This is a genomic window from Erythrobacter oryzae (genome assembly GCF_030271515.1).
Taxonomy (GTDB): domain Bacteria; phylum Pseudomonadota; class Alphaproteobacteria; order Sphingomonadales; family Sphingomonadaceae; genus Erythrobacter; species Erythrobacter oryzae.
In genome coordinates, this window is the sequence record NZ_JASCXI010000002.1 from 114,516 (window position 1) to 139,189 (window position 24,674).

General features: G+C 67.7%; 20 protein-coding genes. 10 read left to right on the plus strand and 10 right to left on the minus strand.

Annotated elements, in window-relative coordinates:
• Positions 1 to 14: 14 nt before the first annotated feature.
• A complete protein-coding gene (locus PFX90_RS05325; RefSeq protein ID WP_285711347.1) occupies positions 15 to 1,523 on the minus strand; it encodes a flavin-containing monooxygenase in 1,509 nt (502 codons plus the stop codon).
• 128 nt (positions 1,524 to 1,651) lie between these two features.
• On the opposite strand from PFX90_RS05325, the gene PFX90_RS05330 reads away from it, so the two are divergent.
• Together PFX90_RS05330 and PFX90_RS05335 are read left to right on the plus strand one after the other, a co-directional pair.
• Positions 1,652 to 3,679, plus strand: a complete 2,028-nt coding sequence (locus tag PFX90_RS05330) for a TonB-dependent receptor (RefSeq protein WP_285711348.1) — start codon at positions 1,652 to 1,654, stop codon at positions 3,677 to 3,679.
• Positions 3,680 to 3,894: 215 nt separating this feature from the next.
• Positions 3,895 to 6,444, plus strand: coding sequence for a TonB-dependent receptor (locus PFX90_RS05335; RefSeq protein ID WP_285711349.1), 2,550 nt, complete (start codon positions 3,895 to 3,897; stop codon positions 6,442 to 6,444).
• Between the two features lie 371 nt (positions 6,445 to 6,815).
• On the opposite strand, the gene PFX90_RS05340 is transcribed toward PFX90_RS05335, so the two are convergent.
• Both PFX90_RS05340 and PFX90_RS05345 read right to left on the minus strand, forming a co-directional pair.
• Positions 6,816 to 7,979: an acyl-CoA dehydrogenase family protein gene (locus PFX90_RS05340; RefSeq protein WP_285711350.1), complete on the minus strand. Its 1,164-nt coding sequence runs from the start codon at positions 7,977 to 7,979 to the stop codon at positions 6,816 to 6,818.
• Between the two features lie 4 nt (positions 7,980 to 7,983).
• Positions 7,984 to 8,751, minus strand: coding sequence for a crotonase/enoyl-CoA hydratase family protein (locus tag PFX90_RS05345; RefSeq protein ID WP_285711351.1), 768 nt, complete (start codon positions 8,749 to 8,751; stop codon positions 7,984 to 7,986).
• Positions 8,752 to 8,867: 116 nt separating this feature from the next.
• On the opposite strand from PFX90_RS05345, the gene PFX90_RS05350 reads away from it, so the two are divergent.
• Together PFX90_RS05350 and PFX90_RS05355 are read left to right on the plus strand one after the other, a co-directional pair.
• Complete coding sequence (locus PFX90_RS05350) at positions 8,868 to 10,136, plus strand: acetyl-CoA C-acetyltransferase (protein WP_285711352.1); 1,269 nt, start codon at positions 8,868 to 8,870, stop codon at positions 10,134 to 10,136.
• 64 nt (positions 10,137 to 10,200) lie between these two features.
• The gene (locus PFX90_RS05355; protein WP_285711353.1) at positions 10,201 to 11,673 is read left to right on the plus strand and encodes an acetyl-CoA acetyltransferase; all 1,473 of its coding nucleotides are present in this window, start codon (positions 10,201 to 10,203) and stop codon (positions 11,671 to 11,673) included.
• A gap of 223 nt (positions 11,674 to 11,896) precedes the next feature.
• Here the strand turns inward: PFX90_RS05355 and PFX90_RS05360 are convergent, their stop codons facing one another.
• Together PFX90_RS05360 and PFX90_RS05365 are read right to left on the minus strand one after the other, a co-directional pair.
• Complete coding sequence (locus PFX90_RS05360) at positions 11,897 to 12,535, minus strand: carboxymuconolactone decarboxylase family protein (RefSeq protein ID WP_285711354.1); 639 nt, start codon at positions 12,533 to 12,535, stop codon at positions 11,897 to 11,899.
• A complete protein-coding gene (locus PFX90_RS05365) occupies positions 12,535 to 13,062 on the minus strand; it encodes a VOC family protein (RefSeq protein ID WP_285711355.1) in 528 nt (175 codons plus the stop codon). The genes PFX90_RS05360 and PFX90_RS05365 overlap by 1 nt, the downstream gene beginning before the upstream one ends.
• A gap of 126 nt (positions 13,063 to 13,188) precedes the next feature.
• Between PFX90_RS05365 and hppD the strand changes: the two genes are divergently transcribed.
• The 4 genes from hppD (at position 13,189) to bchJ (ending at position 17,153) form a co-directional block, all read left to right on the plus strand.
• The gene (gene hppD, locus PFX90_RS05370; RefSeq protein WP_285711356.1) at positions 13,189 to 14,304 is read left to right on the plus strand and encodes a 4-hydroxyphenylpyruvate dioxygenase; all 1,116 of its coding nucleotides are present in this window, start codon (positions 13,189 to 13,191) and stop codon (positions 14,302 to 14,304) included.
• Positions 14,301 to 14,864: a VOC family protein gene (locus PFX90_RS05375; protein WP_285711357.1), complete on the plus strand. Its 564-nt coding sequence runs from the start codon at positions 14,301 to 14,303 to the stop codon at positions 14,862 to 14,864. Before hppD ends, PFX90_RS05375 begins: the two co-directional genes overlap by 4 nt.
• An 80-nt stretch (positions 14,865 to 14,944) precedes the next feature.
• Positions 14,945 to 16,558, plus strand: a complete 1,614-nt coding sequence (gene bchE, locus PFX90_RS05380; RefSeq protein ID WP_285711358.1) for a magnesium-protoporphyrin IX monomethyl ester anaerobic oxidative cyclase — start codon at positions 14,945 to 14,947, stop codon at positions 16,556 to 16,558.
• The gene (gene bchJ, locus PFX90_RS05385; protein ID WP_285711359.1) at positions 16,548 to 17,153 is read left to right on the plus strand and encodes a bacteriochlorophyll 4-vinyl reductase; all 606 of its coding nucleotides are present in this window, start codon (positions 16,548 to 16,550) and stop codon (positions 17,151 to 17,153) included. Before bchE ends, bchJ begins: the two co-directional genes overlap by 11 nt.
• On the opposite strand, the gene PFX90_RS05390 is transcribed toward bchJ, so the two are convergent.
• From PFX90_RS05390 to PFX90_RS05405, 4 genes are all read right to left on the minus strand, one after another.
• The gene (locus PFX90_RS05390) at positions 17,140 to 18,111 is read right to left on the minus strand and encodes a hypothetical protein (RefSeq protein ID WP_285711360.1); all 972 of its coding nucleotides are present in this window, start codon (positions 18,109 to 18,111) and stop codon (positions 17,140 to 17,142) included. The genes bchJ and PFX90_RS05390 overlap by 14 nt on opposite strands.
• A gap of 32 nt (positions 18,112 to 18,143) precedes the next feature.
• Positions 18,144 to 18,467, minus strand: coding sequence for a hypothetical protein (locus tag PFX90_RS05395; protein WP_285711361.1), 324 nt, complete (start codon positions 18,465 to 18,467; stop codon positions 18,144 to 18,146).
• Between the two features lie 119 nt (positions 18,468 to 18,586).
• Positions 18,587 to 18,799 carry a type II toxin-antitoxin system antitoxin gene (locus PFX90_RS05400; RefSeq protein WP_285711362.1) on the minus strand — a complete coding sequence of 71 codons (213 nt, stop codon included), beginning with the start codon at positions 18,797 to 18,799 and terminating at the stop codon, positions 18,587 to 18,589.
• Between the two features lie 7 nt (positions 18,800 to 18,806).
• Positions 18,807 to 19,640, minus strand: a complete 834-nt coding sequence (locus PFX90_RS05405) for an SPFH domain-containing protein (protein WP_419180089.1) — start codon at positions 19,638 to 19,640, stop codon at positions 18,807 to 18,809.
• A gap of 249 nt (positions 19,641 to 19,889) precedes the next feature.
• Here PFX90_RS05405 and PFX90_RS05410 point away from each other — a divergent pair, with 249 nt between their 5' ends.
• Entirely contained in the window at positions 19,890 to 21,869 is a 1,980-nt protein-coding gene (locus PFX90_RS05410) for a TIR domain-containing protein (protein WP_285711364.1), read from the plus strand.
• Positions 21,870 to 21,920: 51 nt separating this feature from the next.
• Entirely contained in the window at positions 21,921 to 22,163 is a 243-nt protein-coding gene (locus tag PFX90_RS05415) for a hypothetical protein (RefSeq protein WP_285711365.1), read from the plus strand.
• 75 nt (positions 22,164 to 22,238) lie between these two features.
• Here PFX90_RS05415 and PFX90_RS05420 read toward each other — a convergent pair whose 3' ends face one another.
• Positions 22,239 to 24,539 carry a trypsin-like serine protease gene (locus PFX90_RS05420; RefSeq protein WP_285711366.1) on the minus strand — a complete coding sequence of 767 codons (2,301 nt, stop codon included), beginning with the start codon at positions 24,537 to 24,539 and terminating at the stop codon, positions 22,239 to 22,241.
• Positions 24,540 to 24,674: the final 135 nt, after the last annotated feature.

A 24,674-nucleotide genomic window follows, 5' to 3' on the forward strand; every position in this document is an offset into this window, starting at 1 on the left:
CCCGCCTTTAGACCTTATTCTGCCGCTTCCAGCTGCTCGTCCACGCCCCGCGCGTTCGCGCCCGGCTTGGTGAAGGTGAGGATGCCGTCGGTCAGCGGGTCGTCCTTCATGCGCTTGCGGTCGACCACATATTCCTGATTGAGCCGCCACGGATAGCTCACCGAATTGCGCGGCATGATGTGCTTGCCGCGCTGGATGTAGCCGCTCGAGAAGTCGAACACGTCGTCCTCGGTGATCGCGGCCTCGGCTTGCGCGGTGAGCACCGGGGTCGCGATCTGCGCGCCGGTCTTGCGCATGTGCTCGAGCACGCGGCAGACGTAGTCGGAGTTGATGTCGGCCCGCAGCGTCCAGCTGGCGTTCAAATAGCCGAACACCACCGCAAGGTTGGGCAGGTTCGAGAACATGCAGCCCTTGTAATAGAACCGCTCGTTGAACTTCACCGGCTCGCCATCGACGCGAACGTCGATCTTGCCCGCGACCGCGAGCTTCAGGCCCGTCGCCGTCACGACGATGTCGGCGGCAAGGAAGGTGCCGTCGGTCAGCCGCACGCCGCCCTTTTCGAACTTGGCGATATGGCCGGTGACGACATCCGCCTTGCCCGCTTTCATCGCCTTGAACAGGTCCTCGTCGGGCACCAGACACAGGCGCTGTTCCCACGGATTGTAGGGGGGGGTGAAGGCCTCCTTGTTGTAGCCCGGGCCGAGCGAGGCCTCGATCTTCTTGTAGAGCGCGTCCTTCACCTTCTCCGGCTTGTCGCGCGCCAATTTGAACGAGAAGTCCTGCATCTTGATGTTCTTGAACCGGGTGATCCGGTAGGCGAGCTTTTCCGGCAGCACTGCGCGCAGGAAGTTCGCTACCGCGTCCTTGGCGGGGCGCGTGAACATCCATGTCGGCGTGCGCTGGAGCATGGTGACGTGCGCCGCTTCCTTCGCCATCGAGGGAACGATGGTGACCGCCGTCGCCCCCGATCCGATCACGACGACGCGCTTGTCCTTGTAGTCGAGATCGTCGGGCCAGAACTGCGGGTGGAGCACCTGTCCTTCGAACTCGCCGAAGTCGAAGCCGGGATCATAGGGCTCGTCGTAATCGTAGTAGCCTGCGCCGAGGTAGAGGAAATTGGCGGTCATGTGCGCCGTGCTGCCGTCGGCCTTCTCCAGCTCGACATGCCAGCGCGCGTCATCATGGTGGAAGTCCGCGCGGATGACCTTGTGGCCAAAGCGGATGTGCTGGCGGATGCCGCGCTCGTCGACGATCCGGTCGAGATATTCGAGGATCGCGGGCGCATCGGCGATGCTCTTTTCATGCCGCCACGGTTCGAAATCGAAGCCCAGCGTGTGCATGTCGCTGTCCGAGCGGATGCCGGGATAGCGGAACAGATCCCACGTGCCCCCGAGATTGTCGCGCCGCTCGACGATGGCGTAGCTGTGGTGCGGCGCCTTCATCTCCATGTGGGCGGCCATGCCGATGCCGGAAATGCCGGCACCGACGATCAGGACGTCGAAATCAGGCGGTGTTGCGAGCATGATCGGGCCTCTCTCTCCCTAATTGACACTGATGTAACCACAGGCCCCGCGCAAAAGCGAGTCTTGAATGGCAAAGTGCAACTGAGTTTGTGGTGACGCGGCGCGCCGGCCGCTTTAAGGCGCGGCCCATGACCTTCCGTGCCCGCCTGCTCGCCTGCGCCCTGCTGCTTCCCTCCGCCGTGCCGCTGGCCGCGCAGGAGGCGGAGGCGGGCGAGGAGGAGGATCTCGCGGAAGAGATTATCGTCACCGGCAAGGGCCTCGATCCGGCGCTCTCGGCCGGGATCTATGCGACGACCACGATCGAGCGCGAGACGATCGTCGCCAGCCCCTCGGGCCGGATCGAGGACGTGCTCAGGAATGTCGCGGGCTTCCAGCAGTTCCGCCGCTCGGACAGCCGCTCCTCGAACCCGAGCGCGCAAGGGGTGACGCTGCGCGCGCTGGGCGGCAATGCCACCAGCCGCGCGCTGGTACTGCTCGATGGGGTGCCGCTCGCCGATCCCTTCTTCGGCTATATCCCGCTCTCGGCCATCGCGCCCGAGACCCTCGGCGCGATCCGCGTGACGCGCGGCGGCGGGTCGGGGCCGTTCGGGGCGGGCGCGCTGGCGGGGACGATCGAGCTCGAAAGCGCCGAGCCGGGCGAGCCCTTCCTCGGCAGCGCGGCGGTGAACGACCGGGGCGAGACCGAGGCGAGCGGGGTGCTGACCCAGAAGCTCGGGCGCGGCTTCGCGGTCGCGAGCGGGCGCTGGGACCGCGGGCAGGGGTTCTTCACCACCTCTGACGCACAGCGCGTCCCCGCCACCGCGCGCGCTGCGTTCGACAGCTGGAACGCGAGCCTGCGCACCGTCGCCCCGCTCACCGACACCATCGAAGTGCAGGCCCGCGTCGCCGCCTTCCGCGACGTGCGCACGCTGCGCTTCCGCGGTGCGGATTCGACCAGCGAGGGCGAGGAAGCGAGCATCCGCTTCGTCGGGCGGGGGGCATGGCAGTTCGATGCGCTGGCCTATGTGCAGGCGCGCGATTTCTCGAACATCGTCATTTCCTCGACCCGCTTCACCCCCACGCTCGACCAGCGCCGCACGCCGTCCACCGGCATCGGCGGCAAGTTCGAGCTGCGCCCGCCGATCCTCGACGGCCACGACATCCGCATCGGTGCCGACTACCGCCGCGCTGACGGCGAGTTGCAGGAGGAGGCGCTGAACGCGGTCTCCGGCGCGATCACCGAGCGGCGGCGGGCCGGGGGCGCGACGAGCAATCTCGGCATCTTCCTCGAGGATGACTGGCAGATCGGCCCGCTGACCATCAACGGCGGCCTGCGCGCCGACCGCTCGAGCATCACCGGCGGTTTCTACCGCGCGGTCTCGGCCACCACCGGGGCGGTGGTGAGCGAGATCGTCGCCCCCGACCGCAGCGACTGGTCGCTGAGCTGGCGCGCAGGCGCGCTGCTTTACGCCACCCGCCGCCTCGATCTGCGCGCGGCGGCTTATACCGGCCTCAGGTTGCCGACCTTGAACGAGCTCTACCGCCCCTTCGTGGTCTTCCCCGTCACCACCGAGGCCAATGCGAACCTCGCCAACGAGCGTCTCAAGGGCTTCGAGATCGGGCTGGTCTGGCAGCCGGTCAACGAAGTGGTGATCGCGGTGACCGCCTTCGACAACGAGGTCGAGAATGCCATCGCCAATGTCACCGTGGGCCCCAACCTCCGCCGCCGTGCCAATCTCCCGGCAATCGAAGCGCGCGGGATCGAGGCGAGCGTCGCGGCGAAGTTCGGACGCATAAGCCTCGACGGCGCGCTCGCGTGGACCGATGCCGAGGTGCGGGGCGAGGGGCCGTCCGCCGACCTCGACGGGTTGCGCCCGGCGCAGACCCCCGAATTCGCGGCCTCGCTCACCCTCGGCTGGCAGCCTGCCGCCGGCTGGCGGATCGCGGGCACCTTGCGCCACGTCTCCGCCCAGTTCGAGGACGACCGCCAGACCGACCGCCTCGCGCCCGCCACCACATTGGACGCCTTCCTCGCCGCGCCCTTGTGGGGCCGCCTGTCGCTGACGCTCAGGGGCGAGAACCTCACCGATGAGGCAATCGTCACCCGCAACCAGGGCGGGTCGATCGATCTGGGCGTCCCGCGCACCGTGTGGCTGGGCCTGCGCTACGGCTTCTGAGGGCGCCCTTTCGCGGCCCTACGCAACAATCGTTCCTGCATAGGTATGCGGATTGGGGCGATGCTGCGGAAAATGCATGATTGTGGCATTTTTGCTACTGTTGGGCAAAAGCTGACTATAACTCTTGTTAGGCCCGAAGACGCTGATAGGTTTCGCTCCGCTTACCCAAGTCCGGCATCAAAAAGACCGGCTGGGATGTGGAGAGAGGGAAATTGATGACGCGCAAGTTCGCTATGTTCGCCTGCGGCCTGATGGCCTGCAGCGCCCTGACTACCCCCGCCTTTGCCCAGGACGCCCAGGAGGACGCCGCCGCCACCAAGGATGACAATGTCATCATCGTGACCGCGACCCGCCGCGCGCAGGACGTGCAGGACATTCCCCTCGCGGTGACCGCGATCGCCCCGCAGCAGCTCGAAGCGCAGCGCGTGGTCAACATCCAGCAGATCGCCGCCCTCGCGCCCTCCTTCACCGCCAGCCAGGCGCAGCTCGCCTCGGGCTCGGTGGTGCTGCGTGTGCGCGGCGTGGGGACGACCTCGAACAATATCGGCTTCGAAAGCGCGGTCGGCATCTTCATCGACGGCGCCTACCAGGCCCGCCCGGGCGTCGCGCTGAGCGAGTTCGTCGACGTGGAACGCGTCGAAGTGCTGCGCGGGCCGCAGGGCACGCTGTTCGGCCGCAACACGTCCGCGGGCGCGCTCAACATCACCAACGTCCGCCCGGACGTGACCGAGTTCAGCGGCTTCGTGAACGCCGAATACGGCAATTTCGACGAGAAGAGCCTGCAGGGCGCGATCAACGTGCCGATCGTGCAGGACACCCTCGCGCTGCGCCTCACCGGCGCGTTCCGCGAGCGTGACGGCTTCCTCACCGTGGTCGACCGCACGGGCCGCGAAGTGGGCGACACCAATGATGTCGACCAGTGGCTGGTGCGCGGCCAGATCGGCTGGGACACCGAAAGCGGTCTGCGCGGCCGCATCATCGCCGACTATTCGAAGAGCACGTCGAGCTGCTGTGGCGCCATCGAGCTCTACCAGACGCCGCTGGTGGGTGCCGGCGCCTTCGCGGCGGTCGGCCTCGGCGCCAATGGCGGCAACGGCCAGCCCTTCGTCGCAACCGCGCGCAACGACCAGGCCGGCTTCGAGCGGGCGATGGACAACCGCGTCGTCTCGGCCAACTTCGCGCCCGAAGCTGACATCGACAACTACGGCGTGACCGGCGAGCTCGAATTCCCGATCTCCGACAGCGCCGACCTGATCTTCATCGGCTCCTACCGCAAGTACAAGAGCTTCGAGCGTTACGATTCCGACTTTACCGGGCTCGACATCTTCAACGTCGACGCGCTCAATCTCGAGATCGACAACTGGACCGCGGAACTGCGGCTCCAGGGCGAGACCCTCGAGGGCAAGCTCAACTACATGATCGGCGGGTTCTACTCCGACGAGTCGATCGACCAGACCCAGCAGTTCGCGCTGGGTGCGGATTTCGACCGCAACTTCGGCGCCTTCCTCGGCGCGGCCGCAGGGCCGTTGCCGCTCCAGACCTTCGTCGGCGTCAACCCGACCGGCACCCGCACCAGCAACCGCTTCCAGCAGGACGCCAAGAGCTACGCGGTATTCACCCACAACTCCTTCGAGATCATCGACGGGCTCGAACTGACGGTGGGCGCGCGCTATTCGTGGGAAGACAAGTCGGGCGGCTTTACCCAGGTGGCGACCAACAACACGGTCTGCGGGGCGACGCTGCCGCGCCTCGGGGCGATCGGCGCGGTCAACCCGGCGCTGGTGCCGGCCTTCGTCGGGATCGGCTGCTTCGGCTTCGTGGCGCCCGCCAACCTGCCGCAGGCCGCCGCCCTGCCGCTGCCGCGCACTTTCCAGTCCACCTTCAAGGACGAGGAGCTGATCTACACCGTCAAGCTCGGCTACGAGATCAGCCCCTTCGTGAGCACCTATGCGAGCTTCACCCACGGCTACAAGGCGGGCGGGATCAACCTCGATACCACCGCGGCCGTCGGCGGGGCCAACCCGAGCTTCCAGTCGGAAGAGGTCGATGCCTATGAACTGGGCGTCAAGGCGCAGACCCCCGACCGGGCGCTGACCCTCAACCTTGCCGCCTTCTACGAACAGTTCACCAACTTCCAGGTGCTCGAGTTCACCGGAACCGCCTTTGCCACCTTCAACGTGCCCAAGGCCAACACCCGCGGCGTGGAAATCGAAGGCCTGCTGCGCCCGGCCGATGGTCTGACGGTGAACCTGTCGGCGACCTTCCTCGAAGCGAGCTACCCGGACGATTGCGCCGGCACCCAGACCGCGCCGCAGGTGGTCTCGCTGTGCGGCAACGACCTCACCAACGCCCCGCGCATCATCGCGCTGGCGGGCGCGATGTGGGAGAAGCCGATCAGCGACGATGTCGAATTCTTCCTCTCGGGCCAGGTCCGGGTGGAGGATGACCAGCGCACCTCGACCCAGGCGATCGTGCCGCCGAGCACGGCGCAGATCGCCGCTCTCGGCGTCGATGCGGCGGTCGCTGCCCAGCCGCTGATCGTGGCCGACATCCAGGACGGCAAGGCCTTCGTGAACATGCGCGCCGGCCTGCGCTTTGCCGGCGGCAAGTATGCGCTCGAGGGCTGGGTCAACAACCTCACCGACGAGGTGGTGCGCGGGGTGACGTTCAACACCACGCTGCGCAGCACCGGCGCGAACAACTCGCGTTCGGCCTTCACCCTGCCGCCGCGCCAGTACGGCGTGACGCTGCGCGCGAAGTTCTGAGCGCGCTGAACGGTTAGCTCCGAAAAGGAGCGGGAGAGGGGAGCGGCTCGCCTGGGCGGGCCGCTCCTTTTTTGTGTGCGAGGGCGCCTCCGCGCCCTCGTCCTCGGTGCGGTTTCAAGTCCTGCGGACTTGAGCACCTGCGGCTCGCGGGCGTGCGCTCGCGACGCCTTCGGCGTCGAACTCGCGCGACTTGGCGGTGTGGTGGCCGCTCACGAATAAGGCGACCCGTTGCGGGGCCGCCTTTCCAATGCTCGATGATCGCGCCGGAACGGTCGCGTCAGCGACCGCAAGGCCGAACGGCCGCCCGCAGGTGCCCCGCCGCGCCAGCGGCGGGAACAGCACCGAGGACGAACCCGCGGAGGCGGGTTCGCTCACATAGAACGCGCGATCACCATCTTCATCACCTCGTTCGATCCGCCGAAGATGCGGGTGATGCGGCTGTCGCGGTACATGCGGGCGATCGGGTAGTCGTTGATGAACCCGGCCCCGCCGTGGAACTGCAGGCACTTGTCAACGACCTCGCCCTGCAGCTCGGTCACCCAGTATTTCGCCATGCAGGCGGTCGCCACGTCGAGCTCGCCCTTGAGGTGGCGAGCGATGCAGTCGTTGACGAAGACGCGGGCGGCGGTGCTGCGGGCCTTCAGGTCGGCCATCACGAACTGCGTGTTCTGGAAATCCCAGATCGTCTGGCCGAACGCCTTGCGGTTCTTGACGTAGTCCATCGTGGTCTCGAGCGCCTTCTCGATCCCGTTGATCGCGCCCACCGCGATGATCAGGCGTTCCTGCGGCAGCTCGCCCATCAGCTGGTAGAAGCCTTTGCCCTCGACCCCGCCGAGCACGTTTTCGGCCGGCACGAAGACGTTGTCGAAGAACAGCTCCGAGGTGTCGGCCGCGTCCATCCCGATCTTGTCGAGCTTGCGCCCGCGCTGGAAGCCTTCGGCGCCCTCGGTCTCGAGCAGCATCAGCGAGATGCCCTTCGCGCGCTCGTTCGGGTCGGTCTTGGCGACGACGATGATGAAATCGGCGATCTGGCCGCTCGAGATATAGGTCTTCGAGCCGCTGATGCGGTAGCCGTTGCCGTCCTTCACCGCGGTGGTGGTGATCGACTGGAGGTCGGAACCCACGCCCGGCTCGGTCATGGCGATCGCGCTGACGAGGTCACCGCTGACGAGGCGGGGGAGGTATTTCTGCTTCTGCTCCTCGGTCCCGTGGCGCACGAGGTAGGGCAGGATCACGGTGTTGTGGAGCGAGGCGGCAAAGCCGTCCACGCCGTGCTTGGCCTGCTGGTCGATGACGACGAGGTCATGCCGGAAGTCGCCGCCGTGGCCGCCATATTCGGCCGGAACGCTCACCCCGAGCAGGCCCGCTTCGCCCGCCTCGCGCCAGAATTCGCGCTCGACCTGGCCATCCTCGCGCCACTTTTCGACGCGCTTCTGGGGGGCGTGCTGCTGGTAGAACTTGCCGACCGCGTCGGCGAAAATGGCGATTTCCTCGTCTTCCATGAAGGCGGGCTGAGGCACGTTCAAAACCGACATCGTCTTACTTCCCCGTCCAGTTGGGCTTGCGCTTTTCGGCGAAGGCGGCGGCGCCCTCGCGGGCGTCGTGGCTGACGAAGACCGGGCCGATAAGCTGGCCCTGCTTCGCATAGCGTTCATCCATCGCCCAGCCGCGCGATTCCTTGACGATCTGCTTGGAGACCTTGACCGCGAGCGGGCCGTTGGCGGCGATCCGCGCCGCGAGTGCCTTGGCGGCGTCGAGCGCAGAGCCCTCGGTCACTTCGTTGATGAGGCCGAGCTGGAAGGCGCGGGGCGCGTCGATGAAGTCGCCGGTCAGCGCCAGTTCCATGGCGACGCGCTGGGGGATCTGGTCGGGGAGCATCATCACGCCGCCCGCCGCCGCGACAAGGCCGCGCTTTACTTCGGGAATGCCGAACTTGGCGCCCGCGTTGGCGACCACGAGATCGCAGGCGATCATCAGCTCGAGGCCCCCGGCGAGCGCATAGCCCTCGACCGCGGCGATCAGCGGCTTCTTGGGCGGAGCCTCGACCACGCCGCCGAAGCCGCGGCCCTCGACCGTCGGCCGCTCGCCGCGCAGGAAGCCCTTGAGGTCCATGCCCGAACAGAAGGTCCCGCCCGCGCCGGTCAGGATGCCGACGCGCAGGTCGTCCTCGGCGTCGAGCCGGTCCATCGCCGCCGCGATTCCCTCGGCCGCGGCGCGGGTCATGGCGTTCTTGGCGTCGGGGCGGTTGATGGTGACGATGAGGACGCCGTCCTCGACTTCAGTCAGCACCTCGGGGGTATCGCTCACAGCTCTCTCTCCTATCGAAAATGTGATTGCGTTTCGAAACGCAATTCTTGTGCGAGTGGTGCAGTGGGTTTACGGACGCGTCAACCGCATTTTCGCTACATCGGGAGAGGAACATCATGGCCGAAGCCTACATCATCGACGCAGTGCGCACCCCGCGCGGGATCGGCAAGCAAGGCAAGGGCGCGCTGGCCGCGTGCCACCCGCAGCACCTCGCCGCGACGGTGCTGAAGGCGATCAAGGAGCGCAACAATCTCGACACCGCGACGGTCGATGACGTGATCTGGTCGGTCAGCACGCAGGACGGGATGCAGGCGGGCGACATGGGGCGCATGGCCGCGCTCGATGCGGGCTATGACATCACTTCGTCCGGCACCACGCTCGACCGCTTCTGCGGCGGCGGCATCACCAGCGTCGCGCTCGCCGCCGCGCAGGTGATGAGCGGGATGGAGGATTGCGTCGTCGCGGGCGGAACCGAGATGATGAGCCTCACCGCTGCCATGAGCCAGGAAAAGATGCGCGCCGGAATCAAGCCGCCGATGATGGGCAGCTACAACGAGCGCCTGCAAAAGGTGCACCCGCAGTCGCACCAGGGGATCTGCGGCGATGCAATTGCAAGCAAGGAAGGCTTCACGCGCGAGGAGCTGGACGAAGTCGGCTACCGCTCGCAGCAGCGCGCGGCGGAAGCCATCGCCGAAAACCGCTTTGCCAAGTCGGTGGTGCCGGTGGTAGCCGATGACGGCACGGTGCTGCTCGACCGCGAGGAATATCCGCGCCCGCAGACCACCCGCGAGGATCTGGCCAAGCTCGAACCGGCCTTCCCCAAGATCGCCGACGTGCCGCTCGACGCCGAAGGCACGACCTTCCGCAAGCTGATCAACGCCAAGTATCCCGATCTGGAAATCAAGCACTTCCACCATGCGGGCAATTCCTCGGGCGTGGTCGATGGCGCGGCGGCGGTGCTGATCGCCTCGAAGGACTATGCCCAGAAGCACGGGCTGAAGCCCCGCGCGCGCATCGTCGCCACCGCCAACATGGGCGATGATCCGACGCTGATGCTCAACGCGCCCGTCCCGGCGGCGAAGAAGGTGCTGGCCAAGGCCGGCCTCTCGAAGGACGACATCGACCTCTACGAAATCAACGAGGCCTTCGCGGTGGTCGCCGCCAAGTTCGTGCGCGACCTTGAGCTTGATTGGGACAAGGTCAACGTCAACGGCGGCTCGATCGCCTTGGGCCACCCGATCGGCGCGACCGGCTCGATCCTGATCGGCACCGTGGTCGATGAGCTGGAGCGGCGCGGCGGGCGCTATGGCCTCGTCACGATGTGCGCGGCGGGCGGCATGGCCCCGGCGATCATCGTCGAGCGGGTCGAAGACTTTGTCGACTAAACCGGGGGGTTACGTTCCCGACAACACCCCGGTCATCATCGGGGTCGGCCAATACTCGGAGAGGGTGGGCGAGCCCGGCTACGAAGCCCTCTCTTATATGGACCTCGCGGGCCGAGCGCTCGCGGGGGCGATTGCGGATAGCGGGGCGAGTGGATCGGTGGCGGGTGCGATCGACACCCTCGCCGCGATCCGCGCCTTCGAGATGTCGCGGCCTGACAGGAAGCCGCCTTTCGGCGCGGCGAACAATGTGCCGCGCGCAATTGCCAAGCGGGTGGGGGCGAACCCCGCGCGGGCGATCCTGACGACCACCGGCGGGCAGACCAACCAGCAACTGGTGGGCGAGTTTGCGAGCGCCATCGCGGCAGGCGACAGCCGCTGCGCGGTGATCGTCGGCTCCGAGGCGATTTCGACCGTGCTGGCTTTGACGGCGCAAGGCGAGATTCCCGACTGGTCCGAAGATGTGCCGGGCGACTTCGAGGATCAGGGCTTCGGGGTCGAGGAACTGATGGAGCCCGCCCTGTTCATGCACGGTGCCTCCGGGGCAATCCCGCTCTATGCGCTGGCCGAGAACGCGCGCCGGCACCGGCTGGGCATGGGGCTGGAGGAATACCGGCTCGAAATCGGCAAGCTGTTCGCGCCCTTTACGCGTGTTGCTGCGGCCAACCCGCACTCCGCGGCTCCAGTGGAGCGCACGGCTGAGGAACTCGCCACCGTCACCGACCGCAACCGGATCGTGGCGGAGCCCTATCCGCGCATGACCGTGGCGCGCGATCAGGTGAACCAGGCGGCGGCGGTGATCGTCGCCTCGGCGGGTCTGGCGCGCGAACTGGGCGTGCCGGAGGACAAGTGGGTGCACATCCACGCCGTCACCGCCGCGACCGAGCTGAAGCTCTCGCAGCGTCCCGACCTCGCGGGCAACCCTGCGAGCCTCGCCAGCGTCGATGCGGCGCTGGCGCGGACGGGGAAGGGGATCGGCGACATGGCCTATCTCGACTTCTACTCGTGCTTCGCGATTCCCGTGTTCAACCAGTGCGACCACTTCGGCCTGTCCGCGGACGACCCGCGCGGGCTGACGCTGACGGGGGGCCTGCCGTTCTTCGGCGGGGCGGGGAACAATTACTCGGCCCATGCCATCGCGGAAGCCGTGCAGCGGGTGCGCGGCGACCGGGGCAGTTTCGCCCTCGTCGGCGCGAACGGCGGGTGGATGAGCAAGTACGCCACCGGCATCTATTCGACCGAGCCTGCCGACTGGAGCGCCAACGACCGTTTCGCCGTGCTCCCCAAGGCGACCGACAAGGTGCCGCTTGCCAAGGGCCCGGTCGATGCGGTGACCGTCGAAACCTACACCATCAACCGCGGCCCCAAGGGCGCAGAGGCGGTCTTCATCGGCCGCTCGGATGCGGGCGAGCGGGTGGTGGGCAATGCCGACCTGACGGACGCGGCGACCGCCGAGGTCTTCGAGAGCGGCGAGCCTTTCGGCAAGCGGCTGTCGCTGACGCAGGACGAACGAGGGCGGACTCTGGGACGGGTGGCCTGATCTCCCCCTCCCCTCGGGGAGGGGGCTGGGGGGTGGGCGCTGCGAAGGCGAAGCCGAGCAGCCCCCGCCAGCGGCCACGTCCTGTTCTGTTGCTGCGGCTTTGGGCAGAGGGGGCGAGGGGGCTCGGCCTGTGAGGCCTCGCGCGTGGCCGCTGGCGGTAGGCCCTCGGCTGCGCCTTCGGGGGCCCCCACCCCCGGCCCCTCCCGCAAGCGGGAGGGAAGACTTAGCGCCGCTTGCCGCCCAGAAAATCGAGCGCGTCGAAACCTTCGGGCGCGGCGACTTCCACGACCGGATCGTCGCGGTCATCGAACTCGGTGCGCAGCGCGCGGCTCATGATCGCGTGCATGTGGTAGAGGCAGGTGATATAGGTCAGTTCGAGAATTTCCTCGTCGCTGAAGACTGCCTTTACCTCAGCAAACAGCGCGTCCGGCACGCGCCCGCCGTGGCACACCAGCCGGTCGGCATAGGCGAGGACGAGGCGCTCCCTCGCGTCGAACACCTCCGCGGTCTGCCACACGGGCAGCGCGGCGATCTTCTCTTCGCTTACGCCCAGCCCCCGCAGGCTCTTGCAGTGCTGCGAGAAGACGAATTGCGAGCCGGTCGCCCACCCCGCCCAGGTCTGGCCCAGCTCGCGCAAGCAGGGATCGAGCTTGCGCTCCGGCGAGCGATAATAGGCGAACCCTTGCGCGGCGTGGCGCAGTGTGTCGGGGGAATTCGCGAACACCGTCCACCAGTCCCCGCGCGTGCCCGTGGCGGTACCGGGCTCGGCGACGGGATCGCGCTCCCCGAACAGCTGGGCATAGAGCGGGGCCGCGACCTTGGCGTCGGCCTCGGCCAGGGGAACCTCGCGCAGGCGCGGCATCAGGCCTCCTCCGCCAGAGTGGCAGGCGCGTGGCGAATGTCGTCCGGCCCGAAGCTGCGGGTGGTCGCCGCGAATTCCAGCATGATCCCGTTGGGGTCGGTGAAATAGACCGAGCGCACGAACACGCCGTCATGCATCTCGCGCGCATAGCCCGAGGGGCTGTCGTCGTGATTGAACACCATGTGGGTGTGCGGCACGCCCGCCTCCTCAAGCCGCTCCAGAGCCGCCTCCAGCTCGGCCTCTTCCATGTCGAAGGCGAGGTGGTTCATCGAGCCGATCGCCGTCTTGGCGTCGAAGGGAAACTTCTTCACCGAGGCGATCCCCGGCGCGGCGGGCGGGGCATCCTTCCACCAGAAGAAGGCCACCGCATTGCCTCCGCCGCAATCGAAGAAGAAGTGCTGGCCGCCGTCGGGCAGCTCGACCGTCTTGAACAGCGGCATGCCGAGCACCTGCACGTAGAACTTCATCGTCTCGGCCATGTCGCGGCACACCAGCGCGATGTGGTTGATGCCCTTCGTGCGGATCATGCGTGTGTCTCCCCTTTGGCGCGCCAGACTGCCCCGATCCCGCGCGGCTGGCAATGCTTGCGCGAATCGGGCATTTCGGGTAGATGGTTTCAATTGAAACTATCTCGCCTTTGCAGGGGATCACCGATGAACGCGCCCACTCAAGACCTGTTCGATAACCCTGCTGGCCTCGACGGGTTCGAGTTCGTCGAGTTCTGCGCGCCGGAGAAGGGCGTGCTCGAGCCGGTGTTCGAAGCGATGGGCTTCACCCGGGTCGCGCAGCACCGCTCGAAGGATGTGCATCTGTGGCGGCAGGGCGGCATCAACCTGATCGCCAATTACGAGCCGCGCTCGGCCGCATGGTATTTCGCGCGCGAACATGGCCCTTCCGCGTGCGGGATGGCGTTCCGCGTCCGCGATGCGGCCAAGGCCTATGACCACCTGATCGCCAAGGGGGCAGAGCCCGTCGCCATCCAGACCGGCGTCATGGAACTGCGCATCCCCGCGATCCGCGGCATCGGCGGCGCGATCCTCTATCTGGTCGATCGCTACGAGGGAGCGCCCAGCGGCAACGGCCTCACCATCTACGACATCGATTTCGAATACCTCCCGGGCGTCGACAAGCACCCCGTCGGCGCGGGCTTCCACACGATCGATCACCTCACCCACAACGTCTATGGCGGGCGGATGAAGTACTGGGCCGACTATTACGAGACCCTGTTCAACTTCCGCGAGATCCGCTTCTTCGACATCAAGGGTGAATATACCGGCTTGACCTCCAAGGCCCTGACCGCGCCCGACGGCAAGATCCGCATTCCGCTCAACGAAGAGGGTGAGGGCGGGAAGGGTCAGATCGAGGAGTTTCTGCGTGCCTTCAACGGCGAAGGCATCCAGCACATCGCGCTGATCTGCGACGATCTCGTCGCCTGTTGGGACCGCCTCCAGACACTCGGCGTCCCCTTCATGACCGCACCGCCCGCGACCTATTACGAGATGCTCGAAGGGCGCCTGCCGGGCCACGGCGAGGATGTCGACGCGCTCAAGATGCGCGGCATCCTGCTCGATGGCACCACCGAAGGCGGCGCGCCCCGCCTGCTCCTGCAAATCTTCGCGCAGGCGCAGGTCGGCCCCGTTTTCTTCGAATTCATCCAAAGGAAGGGCGACGAAGGCTTTGGCGAGGGCAACTTCAAGGCCCTGTTCGAAAGCATGGAACGCGACCAGATCATCCGCGGCGTGCTCAATGTCGAGGAGCCGGCGGAATGACCCACCCCGTAAACCTCGCCGGCATCCACCACGCCGCCTATCGCTGCAAGGACGCGAAGGAGACGGTGGAGTGGTATGCCCGCGTGCTCGGCATGACCTACACCACCGCCTTTGCCGAGGATCATGTGCCCTCGACCGGCGAGTATGATCCCTACATGCACATCTTCCTCGATGCGGGGAACGGCAACATCCTCGCCTTCTTCGAGCTGCCGAACCAGCCCGAGATGGGCAAGGACCCGAACACGCCCGCATGGGTGCAGCATCTGGCGCTGAAGGTGCCTTCCGAAGAGGCGCTGCTGGCGGCGAAGGCGCATATCGAAGGGCAGGGGATCGACGTCCTCGGTCCGACGCATCACGGCATCTTCAAGTCGATCTACTTCTTCGACCCCAACGGGCACCGCGTGGAACTGGCCGCCGATATCGGCACGGCCGAGCAATACGAAGAACTCGCCCGCGTCGCCCCGGTGATGCTGGAGGAGTGGAGCCAGACCAAAAAGGCTCCGCGCCACGCCGACTGGCTCCACGAGATTGCGCGGGCCGAGCACGCGGCGAAGGCGTGAGCTTCGACATTTGATCTGACGCAAAGCGCAGCGGCGCCGTCTCCCCCACCTTGGCAACATCCAAGAGGGGGAGTCGGCCCATGCGCATTCTGTTCGTCCATCCCAACTACCGTTCCGGCGGGGCCGAGATTGCCGGGACGTGGCCGCCCGCCTGGGTCGCCTATCTGACGGGGCCGCTCAAGCGCGCCGGGTTCGACGACATCACCTTCATCGACGCGATGACCGAGAACCTGTCGGACGACGAGCTGCGCCAGCGCATGACCGCGCTCCAGCCCGATGTGGTCGGCACCACCGCGATCACCCCCTCGATCTATGCCGCCGAGCGCGTACTCGAGATCGCCGCGCTGCACGTGCCGCAAGCGGTGCGGGTGCTGGGCGGGATACACGCGACCTTCATGTATGCGCAGGTGCTCGCCGAGGCCCCCCACATCGACGTGATCGTGCGCGGCGAGGGCGAGGAGATTGCGGTCGAACTCTTCACTGCGATCAGCGAAGGCCGCTGGCCCAATGATGCGCGCAAGATCAAGGGCCTCGCCTTCCGCGAGGGCGAGAAGGTCGTCGCCACCGAAGCCGCCGACACCATCAAGGACATGGCCTCGATCAAGCCCGACTGGGACATCCTCGACTGGAACCAGTATATCTACATCCCGCTCGGCACCCGCGTCGCCATCCCCAACCTGGCGCGCGGCTGCCCCTTCACCTGCTCCTTCTGCTCGCAGTGGAAGTTCTGGCGCGATTACCGGGTGCGCGACCCGAAGGACGTGGTCGACGAGATTCAGGAGCTCCACGAAAAGCACGGCGTCGGCTTCTTCATCCTCGCCGACGAAGAGCCGACCATCAACCGCAAGACCTTCATCCGCTTCTGTCAGGAGCTGATCGACCGCGGCCTGCCCGACAAGGTGAAGTGGGGCATCAACACCCGCGTCACCGACATCTACCGCGACAAGGAATTGCTGCCCTTCTACCGCAAGGCGGGGCTCGTCCACGTCAGCCTCGGCACCGAGGCGGCGGCGCAGATGAAGCTCGACCGGTTCAACAAGGAAACCAAGGTCGAGGAGAACAAGCAGGCGATCAAGCTGCTGCGCGATGCCGATATCTTCGTGGAAGCGCAGTTCATCGTCGGGCTGGACAACGAGACCCCCGAGACGCTGGAGGACACCTTCCAGATGGCGTGGGACTGGCAGCCCGATCTCGCCAACTGGGCGATGTACACGCCCTGGCCCTACACCCCGCTGTTCGAGACGCTGAAGGACCAGGTCGAGGTCCATGATTTCAGCAAATACAATTTCGTGACGCCGATCATGAAGCCCGCCGCGATGGAGCGGGGCGAATTGCTCGACGGGGTGATGAAGAACTACCGGCGGTTCTACATGCGCAAGGCGCTGTTCCACTATCCGTGGCGCGGCACGGGGTTCCGGCGGCGCTATCTGCTGGGCTGCCTGTGGGCGTTCCTGCGCGCCGGATTCAAGCGCACCTTCTACGATCTCGGCAAAGCGGGTTACTGGGGCCCGCAGACCAAGAAGCAGCTCGACTGGCACTTCGACGAAAGCCGCCTCGCCGCTGCCGACGCCGCGACCGACTGGGAGACCAACGCCGACAAGGCCGCGCAGGCGCAGGAGCGCCGCGAGGCGGTGCGCGCGCAGATGAAGCAGCGGGGTGAAGAACGTCGGCGGGATCGGATCGATGTCGATTGAGCGCCGCATCCACGGGCGACGGCGCGCGGAGCCGCTGATCGGGCCCAATGCGGTGCTCAAGACGGTCGAGGTGATGGAGGAACGGCTGGGCCATGCGGAGACCGCCGCCATCCTCGCCGATGCACAGATCACCCGCCTGCCGAGCGGCGAACACATGATCCCCGAGATCGAGGCGCTGCGGCTCCACCGCTGGCTGGCGCTGCACGATCCGATGGGGGCGCTGGTGATTGCCGAGGAGGCGGGCGCGCGCACTGCGGACTACATCATCGCCCACCGCATCCCGCGCGCCGCCTGCTGGCTGCTGCGCCGCCTGCCCGCTCGCCTCGCCGCGCCGATGCTGATGGCCGCAATCAGGAAGCACGCCTGGACCTTCGTGGGCGCGGGCGCCTTCGCTCCAGCGGATGCCTGGCACTTCACCATCGACCGCACGCCCGCGCGCGACCGCCTGCCGCCGTCCGACAGCCTGTTCGCTTGGTATGGCGCGGTCTTCACCCGGCTCTACCGCGAGTTGGTCGCGCCCGCTTGCACCTGCCGGATGGTCGAGCCCGACGTGCCCTGCGACATGGCCCGCAGCTACGCCATCACCCTGAGTTGAGGGGCGCGCAGGACAGGCGGATTTCGCGCAGCTCCAGATCGTAGGTGATCGACGAGCAATGCGCGATCTGGTCGCGGCCGATGCGGGTGAGCAGGTCGGGACGCCCCCGCCCCTTGCGGCGGCTGACGAGGATGGTGTTCGGATCGAAGCGCGGATCGTCCGCCGCGATCTCGCCCACGCGCTTGGGATCGCCATAATCCTCGACCCGCACCGCGAAACGAATCAGAGGAAGGTCGCCCAGCAGGATCGGCTCGGCGATGCGCATCATGCGGGTGGGGCGCTCGACCCCGAAATCCATCACCGCGATGCCCCCGGAGCCCGGCTCGAACCCGCCTTCCTGATGGGTGGCGATGAAATTGGCGGTGGGGGCGGTGATGAGGTTTTCGCTGCGTTCGGGGACGAAGATCATCATCAGCTTCTTCTTGCCGACCGTCACCTCGGTGCCGAGCCGGGTGTTGCTGTCCCCGCCGGTGCTGCGCAGGGGGAAGCGGTGGAGCATCTCGCCGGGCGCGGGGTCGCGCAAGGCGAAGGTCACACGCTGGTAGGGCATGTGGTGGACGCCGATCACCCCGTCGGCCCTGTCCGAGACCGGGCGGTCCGTCCAGCTGACGGCGAGCGGCAGCGCGCCCGCGCCGAAGTCGACCGGCGTGCTGGCGGTCACGCCCTCGACCACCACCGGCCCGAAGCGCCACCCGCGCCGGCTTTCGGCGACCAGCAGCGCCCGCGCGGCGGTGTCCGGGTTGACGACCGGCAGCCCGAAAGCCTCGGCGCTGACCTCGAGCCGCACGGGCACGCCGCCGAGCGTGACGGCGATGACATTGTCGCCGCGCAGCACCAGTTCCTCGGGCAGGGGCAGGGGGGCGACTGTCGGCGGGGCAGGGTCCTGCGCGCTCGGGCCCGAGGCCGGAACCGCGATCAGGGCGGCGAGCAGGATTGCGGTGTGTCGGCGGGAGGCCATGGTGGTCGAACGCGCCGGGCGCGGCGGCGTTCCTACTGGTCGCGGCGCCGCTTGCGTCGCGCTCTCTGGCGGTCGCGCGTCAGTTCGGCGACCTCGACGATTTCGGCCCGCGCCATCATCCACCACAGGCCCCCGACCATCCACAGGAACACGCCGATCGCGAACAGCACCACGCCGTCGAAATAATTCTCGTTGTTGGGGATCAGATGGACATGCTTGGTAAACCACACCACCAAGGCCCCGAGCAGGGTCAGCCACAAGGCGAACTGGAGCCATCCCAGCACGCCGCGCGGCACGATGGTGAAGCTGGCCGGCCCGCGCCGGTACATGACGAAGGGCTTGTCCCTGTCACCCATCTCTCTCTCCTGCGAACCTTGTCTTTTGACAATTTCACTACACAGGTCAGCCCAGTTAGGCAACGGGTCAGCACGCAAAAGAGGCAGGCAAGCGACGAATTATAAAAGGTTTTCCTTTGCTACGGGGGAGTCTCCGGGCGTCCGGCAGCGGGCGGGCGGCCGCGCCGTGCGGGTTCGGCGCGGGCCACCTTGATCCCGCGCCGCGCCAGCGCCTCGCGCAGCAGCACCTCGATCTCGGCGTTCACGCTGCGCAGTTCGGCATCGGCGAGCCGCTGGACCGCATCGTGAAGCGCCGGATCGAGGCGCAGCGGGAAGGCTTTCTTCTCGGCCATGGCCCGGTCAGTAGAGCGACCCTGCATTGACCACCGGCGTGGTGTCGCGTTCGGAGCACAGCACCACCATCAGGTTCGAGACCATCGCCGCCTTGCGCTCGTCATCGAGCTGGACGACGTCCTTCTCGCTGAGCTGGGTCAGTGCCAGTTCGACCATCGTCACCGCGCCCTCGACTAGCTTGGCGCGCGCGGCGATCACCGCTTCGGCCTGCTGGCGGCGCAGCATCGCGCCGGCAATCTCGGGGGCGTAGGCGAGGTGGGTGAGCCCGCACTCGTCGACGGTGATCCCGGCGACCTGAAGCCGCTCGATCAGCGCCATCCGCAGCTCGGCCCCCACTTCCTCGTGGTTGCCGCGCAGCGTCACCTCGAGATGCTCGATGTCGTCGTAAGGGTGGCGCGAGCCGATCGACCGGACCGCGGCCTCCATCTGCGCGGTGACGAATTCGCGGTAGTCGTCGACATCAAACAATGCCTGCGCGGTGTCGGTGACGCGCCACACGACCTGGGCTGCCATCTCGATCGGGTTGCCGCGCGCGTCGTTGACCTTGATCTTCTCGGAGATGACGTTGTTGGCGCGCACCGCGATTTTCTTGCGGGCGAGCCACGGCAGCACCCAGCGCAGGCCCTCGTTGCGGTCGGTGCCCTTGTAGGCGCCGAACAGCTGGATCGCGGCGGCTTCGTTGGGGTTGATCATGTAGAAGCCGGTGAGGCAGAACAGGCTGAAGAAGCCCGTCACCGCCGCGCCGATAAGGTAGGGTGCAGCCTCCGACCCTTCGCGCGAGATCACGCCGGTAAACAGCCACACGGCAATCGCCGCCAGCACCAGGCTGAGCAGCAGCATCACGTAGCCGCTCTGGGTCGCGGCCGGATATTCGCGGCTGCGGTTGAGGGCAGGGGTATCAGCAGAGGACATGACGAATCTCCATTTCCCGATATAATTGTGATATCATTTTTATATCGTGGATCAGGATCGTCAAGCTGATTTCGCAAAGCTCCGCGTCCACCCGCCCTGCATCACCGCTTGGCGCACCGGACCTTTCGGCTATACCTGTCGCTTCGGACGGCATTGACGCACGAAAGGGGGGCTTGCGTGGACAGCGGCGAGAAGACGGCTCCGGGTGCGCGCCCGCTGCTGTTCGTCAGCTATTCGCGCACCGATCTCGCCCGCGCGCGGCCCGTCATCGAGCTGCTCGAGCAGTCGGACTTCGAGGTGTGGTGGGACGGCAAGCTCGAAGGGGGCGAGAACTACCTCCAGACCACCGAGACCGCGCTCGAGACCTGCGCCTGCGTGGTGGTGCTGTGGTCGGCCACTTCGGTCGCTTCGCACTGGGTGCGCGACGAGGCCCAGCGCGGGCGCGAGCGCGGGTGTCTGGTGCCGCTCACCATCGACGGGACGATGGCGCCGCTGGGCTTCCGCCAGTTCCAGCTGCTCGACATCAGCGCATGGGATGGCCGCGTGGACTCGGCCGAGGCGGCGCGTATCCTCGTGGCAGTGCGCGCGCGGATCGGCGAGGCGGGCGCGGCTCCGATGGCCCCCGTGTCTCCGCCGCCTCCGCTGCCCCCTGCCGCCGGCCCCGCGGTTTCGCGCCGCAACCTGGTGATCGGCAGCGTCGCCGGGGCAGCGGCGCTCGGCCTTGCCGGTGCCTGGCAATTCGGCCTGTTCGGCAGTCCCGCCTCGGCGGCGACCTCGATGGTGGTGATGCCGTTTGCCAACGAGACGGGCGATCCCGACAAGAAGTTCTTCTCCGACGGCCTCGCGCGCGAATTGCGTACGCTCCTCGCGCGCAACCCGCGCCTCAAGGTCGCCGCCCCCACCTCGTCCACCGCGATCGCGGGCGAGGACGATTTCGAGATCGGCCGCAAGCTCGGGGTCGGCAGCATCCTGCGCGGCAGCGTCCAGCGTGACAATGCGCGGGTGAGGGTCGCGGCCGAGTTGGTCGCGATCGAGGGCGGGACGGTGCTCTGGGCCGAGACCTATGACCGCGCGCTCGAGGATGTCTTCGCGGTGCAGTCCGAGATCGCCAGGACGGTCGCGCTCTCGCTGGTGGCCGGGATCGCCTCGGACAGCGAGGCACGGCAATCGCTTGCGGCGCAGAAGGATGTCGGCGGCACGAAGAATGTCGCCGCCTACGAGGCCTTCCTGCGCGGCATGGCGCTCTATGATCTCGGGGCCGGACCGGAGACCGACCGTGCGGCGCTGGTGCAGTTCGAGGCCGCGATCGCGCAGGATGCCGATTATGCCGCCGCCCATGCGATGCGCGCGACGATGCTGTCGGCGATCGCCAATGCCGCATCCGACCAGGCCGAGGTGCGGGCGCTCTATGACAAGGCGATCGGCGCGGCCGAGCGCGCCATCGCGTTGGAGCCGAAACTCGCCCAGGGGCATGTCGCGCTCGGCTTCGTGCTCAACAACGGACAATTGAACCGCCGCGCCGCGCTGCCGCATTATCAGGCCGCCGAGAAGCTGGGGGCCGGCGATGCCGATACGCTGCGGTCGGTGGCGATCTTCTATTCCTTCGGGGCCGAACAGGCCGAGGAGCGCGACAAGGCCAAGCGGATCATCGCCGAAGTGCTCAAGCTCGATCCGCTCAATGCCCGCGCGTTCCGCTCGGCGGGCAATATCGCGCTGTTCCGGCGCGATTACCCGGCGGTGATCGGCTACATGAACCGGGCGCTGGAGCTCAATCCCAGCCTCGTCAGCGCGCAGTCCGCGATTGCCGTTGCCCGGCTGATGCAGGGCGATGCGGCAGGCTCGCTGGCGGCGGCGAAGGCGGAGAAGGTGCCGCTGTTCCGGCTGACCGGGAGTGCGATCGCGCTGGCCCGGCTCGGCGATACGGCGGCAGCCGATGCCGAATTCGCCCGGCTGATCGTCGATTATGGCGATGCCGCGCTGTATCAGCAGGCGCAAGTGCAGGCCCAGCGCGGCGCGCTTGCCGCCGCCCTCGACGCGCTCGAGCGGGCCTATGCCGTGCGCGATCCGGGCCTGTTGTGGATCCGCAACGATCCCATGCTTGATCCCCTGCGCGGCGAGGCGCGGTTCAAGGATTTGCTTTCGCGCCTCGGGTCATGATAGCCCCTGTGCGGCGCCCGATGTCGGGCGCCGTGTGAGGGGGTTCATACCATGAAGACAATTGTGACTTTCGCGAGCCTGGCGGGCGCCGCGCTGGCTCTGTCGGCGTGCGGCGGCAAGACGGAAGAGGCTCCTGCGGCCGAGCCCACCGCCGAAGAGATGATGGCGCCTGCCGACGAAACTCCGGCGGCCGATGCCACCGACGAGGCGGCGATGGCGGCCGAGGGCCAGGACGGCACCGGCAATCCGATCGGCCCGGGCAAGTCCGCGCCGCCGGAAGCGGCCGCCGAGTAAGCCTCGCGCAACAATCCGCCCCGTGCGGGAGGGTGCCGCCAGTCGGCCCTCCGGCGCGGGGCTTTTTCTTGGGTGTCAGCGCGGCCGGTTCGCGGGCGGGACGCTGCCCCCGAAGCCCGGCAGGTTCTGCGCCAGCCATTGCTGCACCCGCGGGTGGCCGATGCGGATGTAGCGGCTCGGCACTCCGGTGGTGCTGCATTTCTCCCCGCTGCTCACCACGCCGATCAGCACCGGCACGCCGCGCTGGTCCTCGTAGGTGACGAGCGGCCCGCCGCTGTCGCCTTTGCAGGCCTGCTCGCGGTTCGCGCCCATCGCGCACAGCACCGAATCCCTGCGCCAGTCGCGATAGGCGGTGCGGGCGGTGCAGGCGGCAGCATCCTCGAGCTGGAGCTTCACGCCCTGGAGGATCTTCGCCGGGGTCGGGTCGTTGAACGAGGTCCGCCCCCAGCCGAAGGCGAAGACCGGCGCCTTGGGGCGCACCGGCCGCTGCGCCAGCGTGCGCGTATCGACCGCGATCCGCCGCGCGCCGACGGCGAAGTCGCCCCGGCTGCCGCGCCGCGGATCATATTGCACCAGCGCGATGTCGAACTGGTAGGTTTTCGGCGAGAAGTCGGGGTGCCGGATCACCCTCACGATCGGGTAGGAGTTGCCCTCGGGCGCATCGGGCCGGATCACGCCCAACCGGATGCGATAATCGTGCTCCTCGATTTTCACTCCGAGGTCGTAGGTGCAGTGCGCGGCGGTGATGATCCACCCGGTCGCGACCACCGATCCGCCGCAGGCCGTGCGGAAGCCGATCTCCTGCTGCCCGAGCTTCGCCGGACGCCAAAGCAGCGCCTGGAACGGGGCGAGGTCGACGCGATTGACCGTGAAGCCGCCGATTGCGCGCAGGACGAGGAAGCACACCTTGTCGCGATAGGTGACGCCGTCCCAGATCACCTCATTGACGTCGCATTGCCGGATTGCGCGTTCCCGCGCATCGCGCGCGCGCTTTTCGGCGGCGAGGCGCTCGGCTTCGGCGATGTCCTCGTCGGTCAGCAGCGGCGCCTGCATCCGCTCGGCGGGCGGGAGCGGGGCGGCGGGGTGGTTGGCGTCGACCAGCCAGTCGCAGGCCGCCTCTCGCCCGGCGTCGCACTGGGCGAGGTAGAGGGTGGTGGCCCGCTCGAGGTCCTGCGGCAGCCAGTTGCCGCGCGCGAGCTGGTCGGCGAGCAATTCGCACGAGGCCTGCGCGCCGGCATCGCAGCCGCGCGTCAGCAGAGCATCGGCCCGGCGCAGCCCTGCATCGCGATCCTCCGCGGCATCGCCGTAGAGCAGCAATTCGCCCGCGGGATGGCACGCGGCGACCGTCCCCGCCTCGCAGGCTGCGGTGACCAGCGACAGGCCGCGCGCCTCGTCGCGCAGGGCGGTATCGGTGCGTGCGAGGATCAGGCCGAGGCCAAGGCAGCCGTCCTGATCGCCGCCCGCGCAGCGCGCTGCGAGCGCGGGTTCGTCGCCGACCTCCACGACGCCGTCGCACGCTGATCTGTCGGCTGCGCAGGCCTGCTCGAACCATGCGAGGGCCGCAGGGCGCGCCGCCGGGCCCTCGCGCAGCATCGCATCGCCAAGCTGGGCGCAGGCATTCGCATCGCCGGCCTGGCAGCCGAGCTCGCCGAATTCGCGGGCCTTCGCCGTGTCGGGCTGCGTGGCGGTCCAGTAGAATTGCGCGTCCCGGCAGGCCTGTCGGTCCCCGGAGCGGCACACGCCGCCGATCAGGGCGAGGCCCTCGTTGCGGTCGCGCGCGCTGCGGCCCTCGCCCGTCAGCATCGCGGCGAGCGCCCGGCAGGCCGGGATGCCGCGCGTGTCGCAGGCCGCGCGGTAGCGGCTCTCGATCGCTGACGCATTGTCCGCCGCCTCGCTGCCGCCGCCTTCGCAGGCGGTCGCTACCCCGAGCGTGCAGGCCCGCGCATAGAGCCCCGGCCGCTCGGCGCGGATCGCGGGATCATTGTGGGTGCCCAGCAGCTCGCCCAGCACCACGCAGGCCCGCGCGTCGGCGGCAAGGCAGCCCTTGCGCAGCAGCATTTCAGCAAAGGGGCGGTTGCTGTCCACCCGCTCGCCCCAGCGATAGGATACGGCAAGGTCGGTGCAGGCGGCGTTCACCCCCGCCTTGCAGGCGGCCTCGGCGGCGGCCGGTTCGTAATCGGGCTCCGCCATCTCGCTGCCGAACCGGTTGACGAACAGGGCGCGCGCCATCCGCGCGCCCTCGCCGCTTTCGCGGGTGGAATAGGGCTCGGTGACTTCGGCCGGAGCGCCCCTGTCCGCGTCCTGCGCGGCGAGCGGCGCGGGGCCGGAGCACAGCGCCAGCAGCGCCGCGATGCCGATCGCCAGTCTCGCGCGCATGGCCCGCTCTCCCCCCGAATAACCCGCGCGAAATATGCGCTTTTGCCCGCGGCGCGTCAAACACCCGCAGCCCGCGCGCGCTTCGCGCTTGTAACCGGGCGGGCGGTGCGATTAAGCACGCGGCAGGGCCCGCCG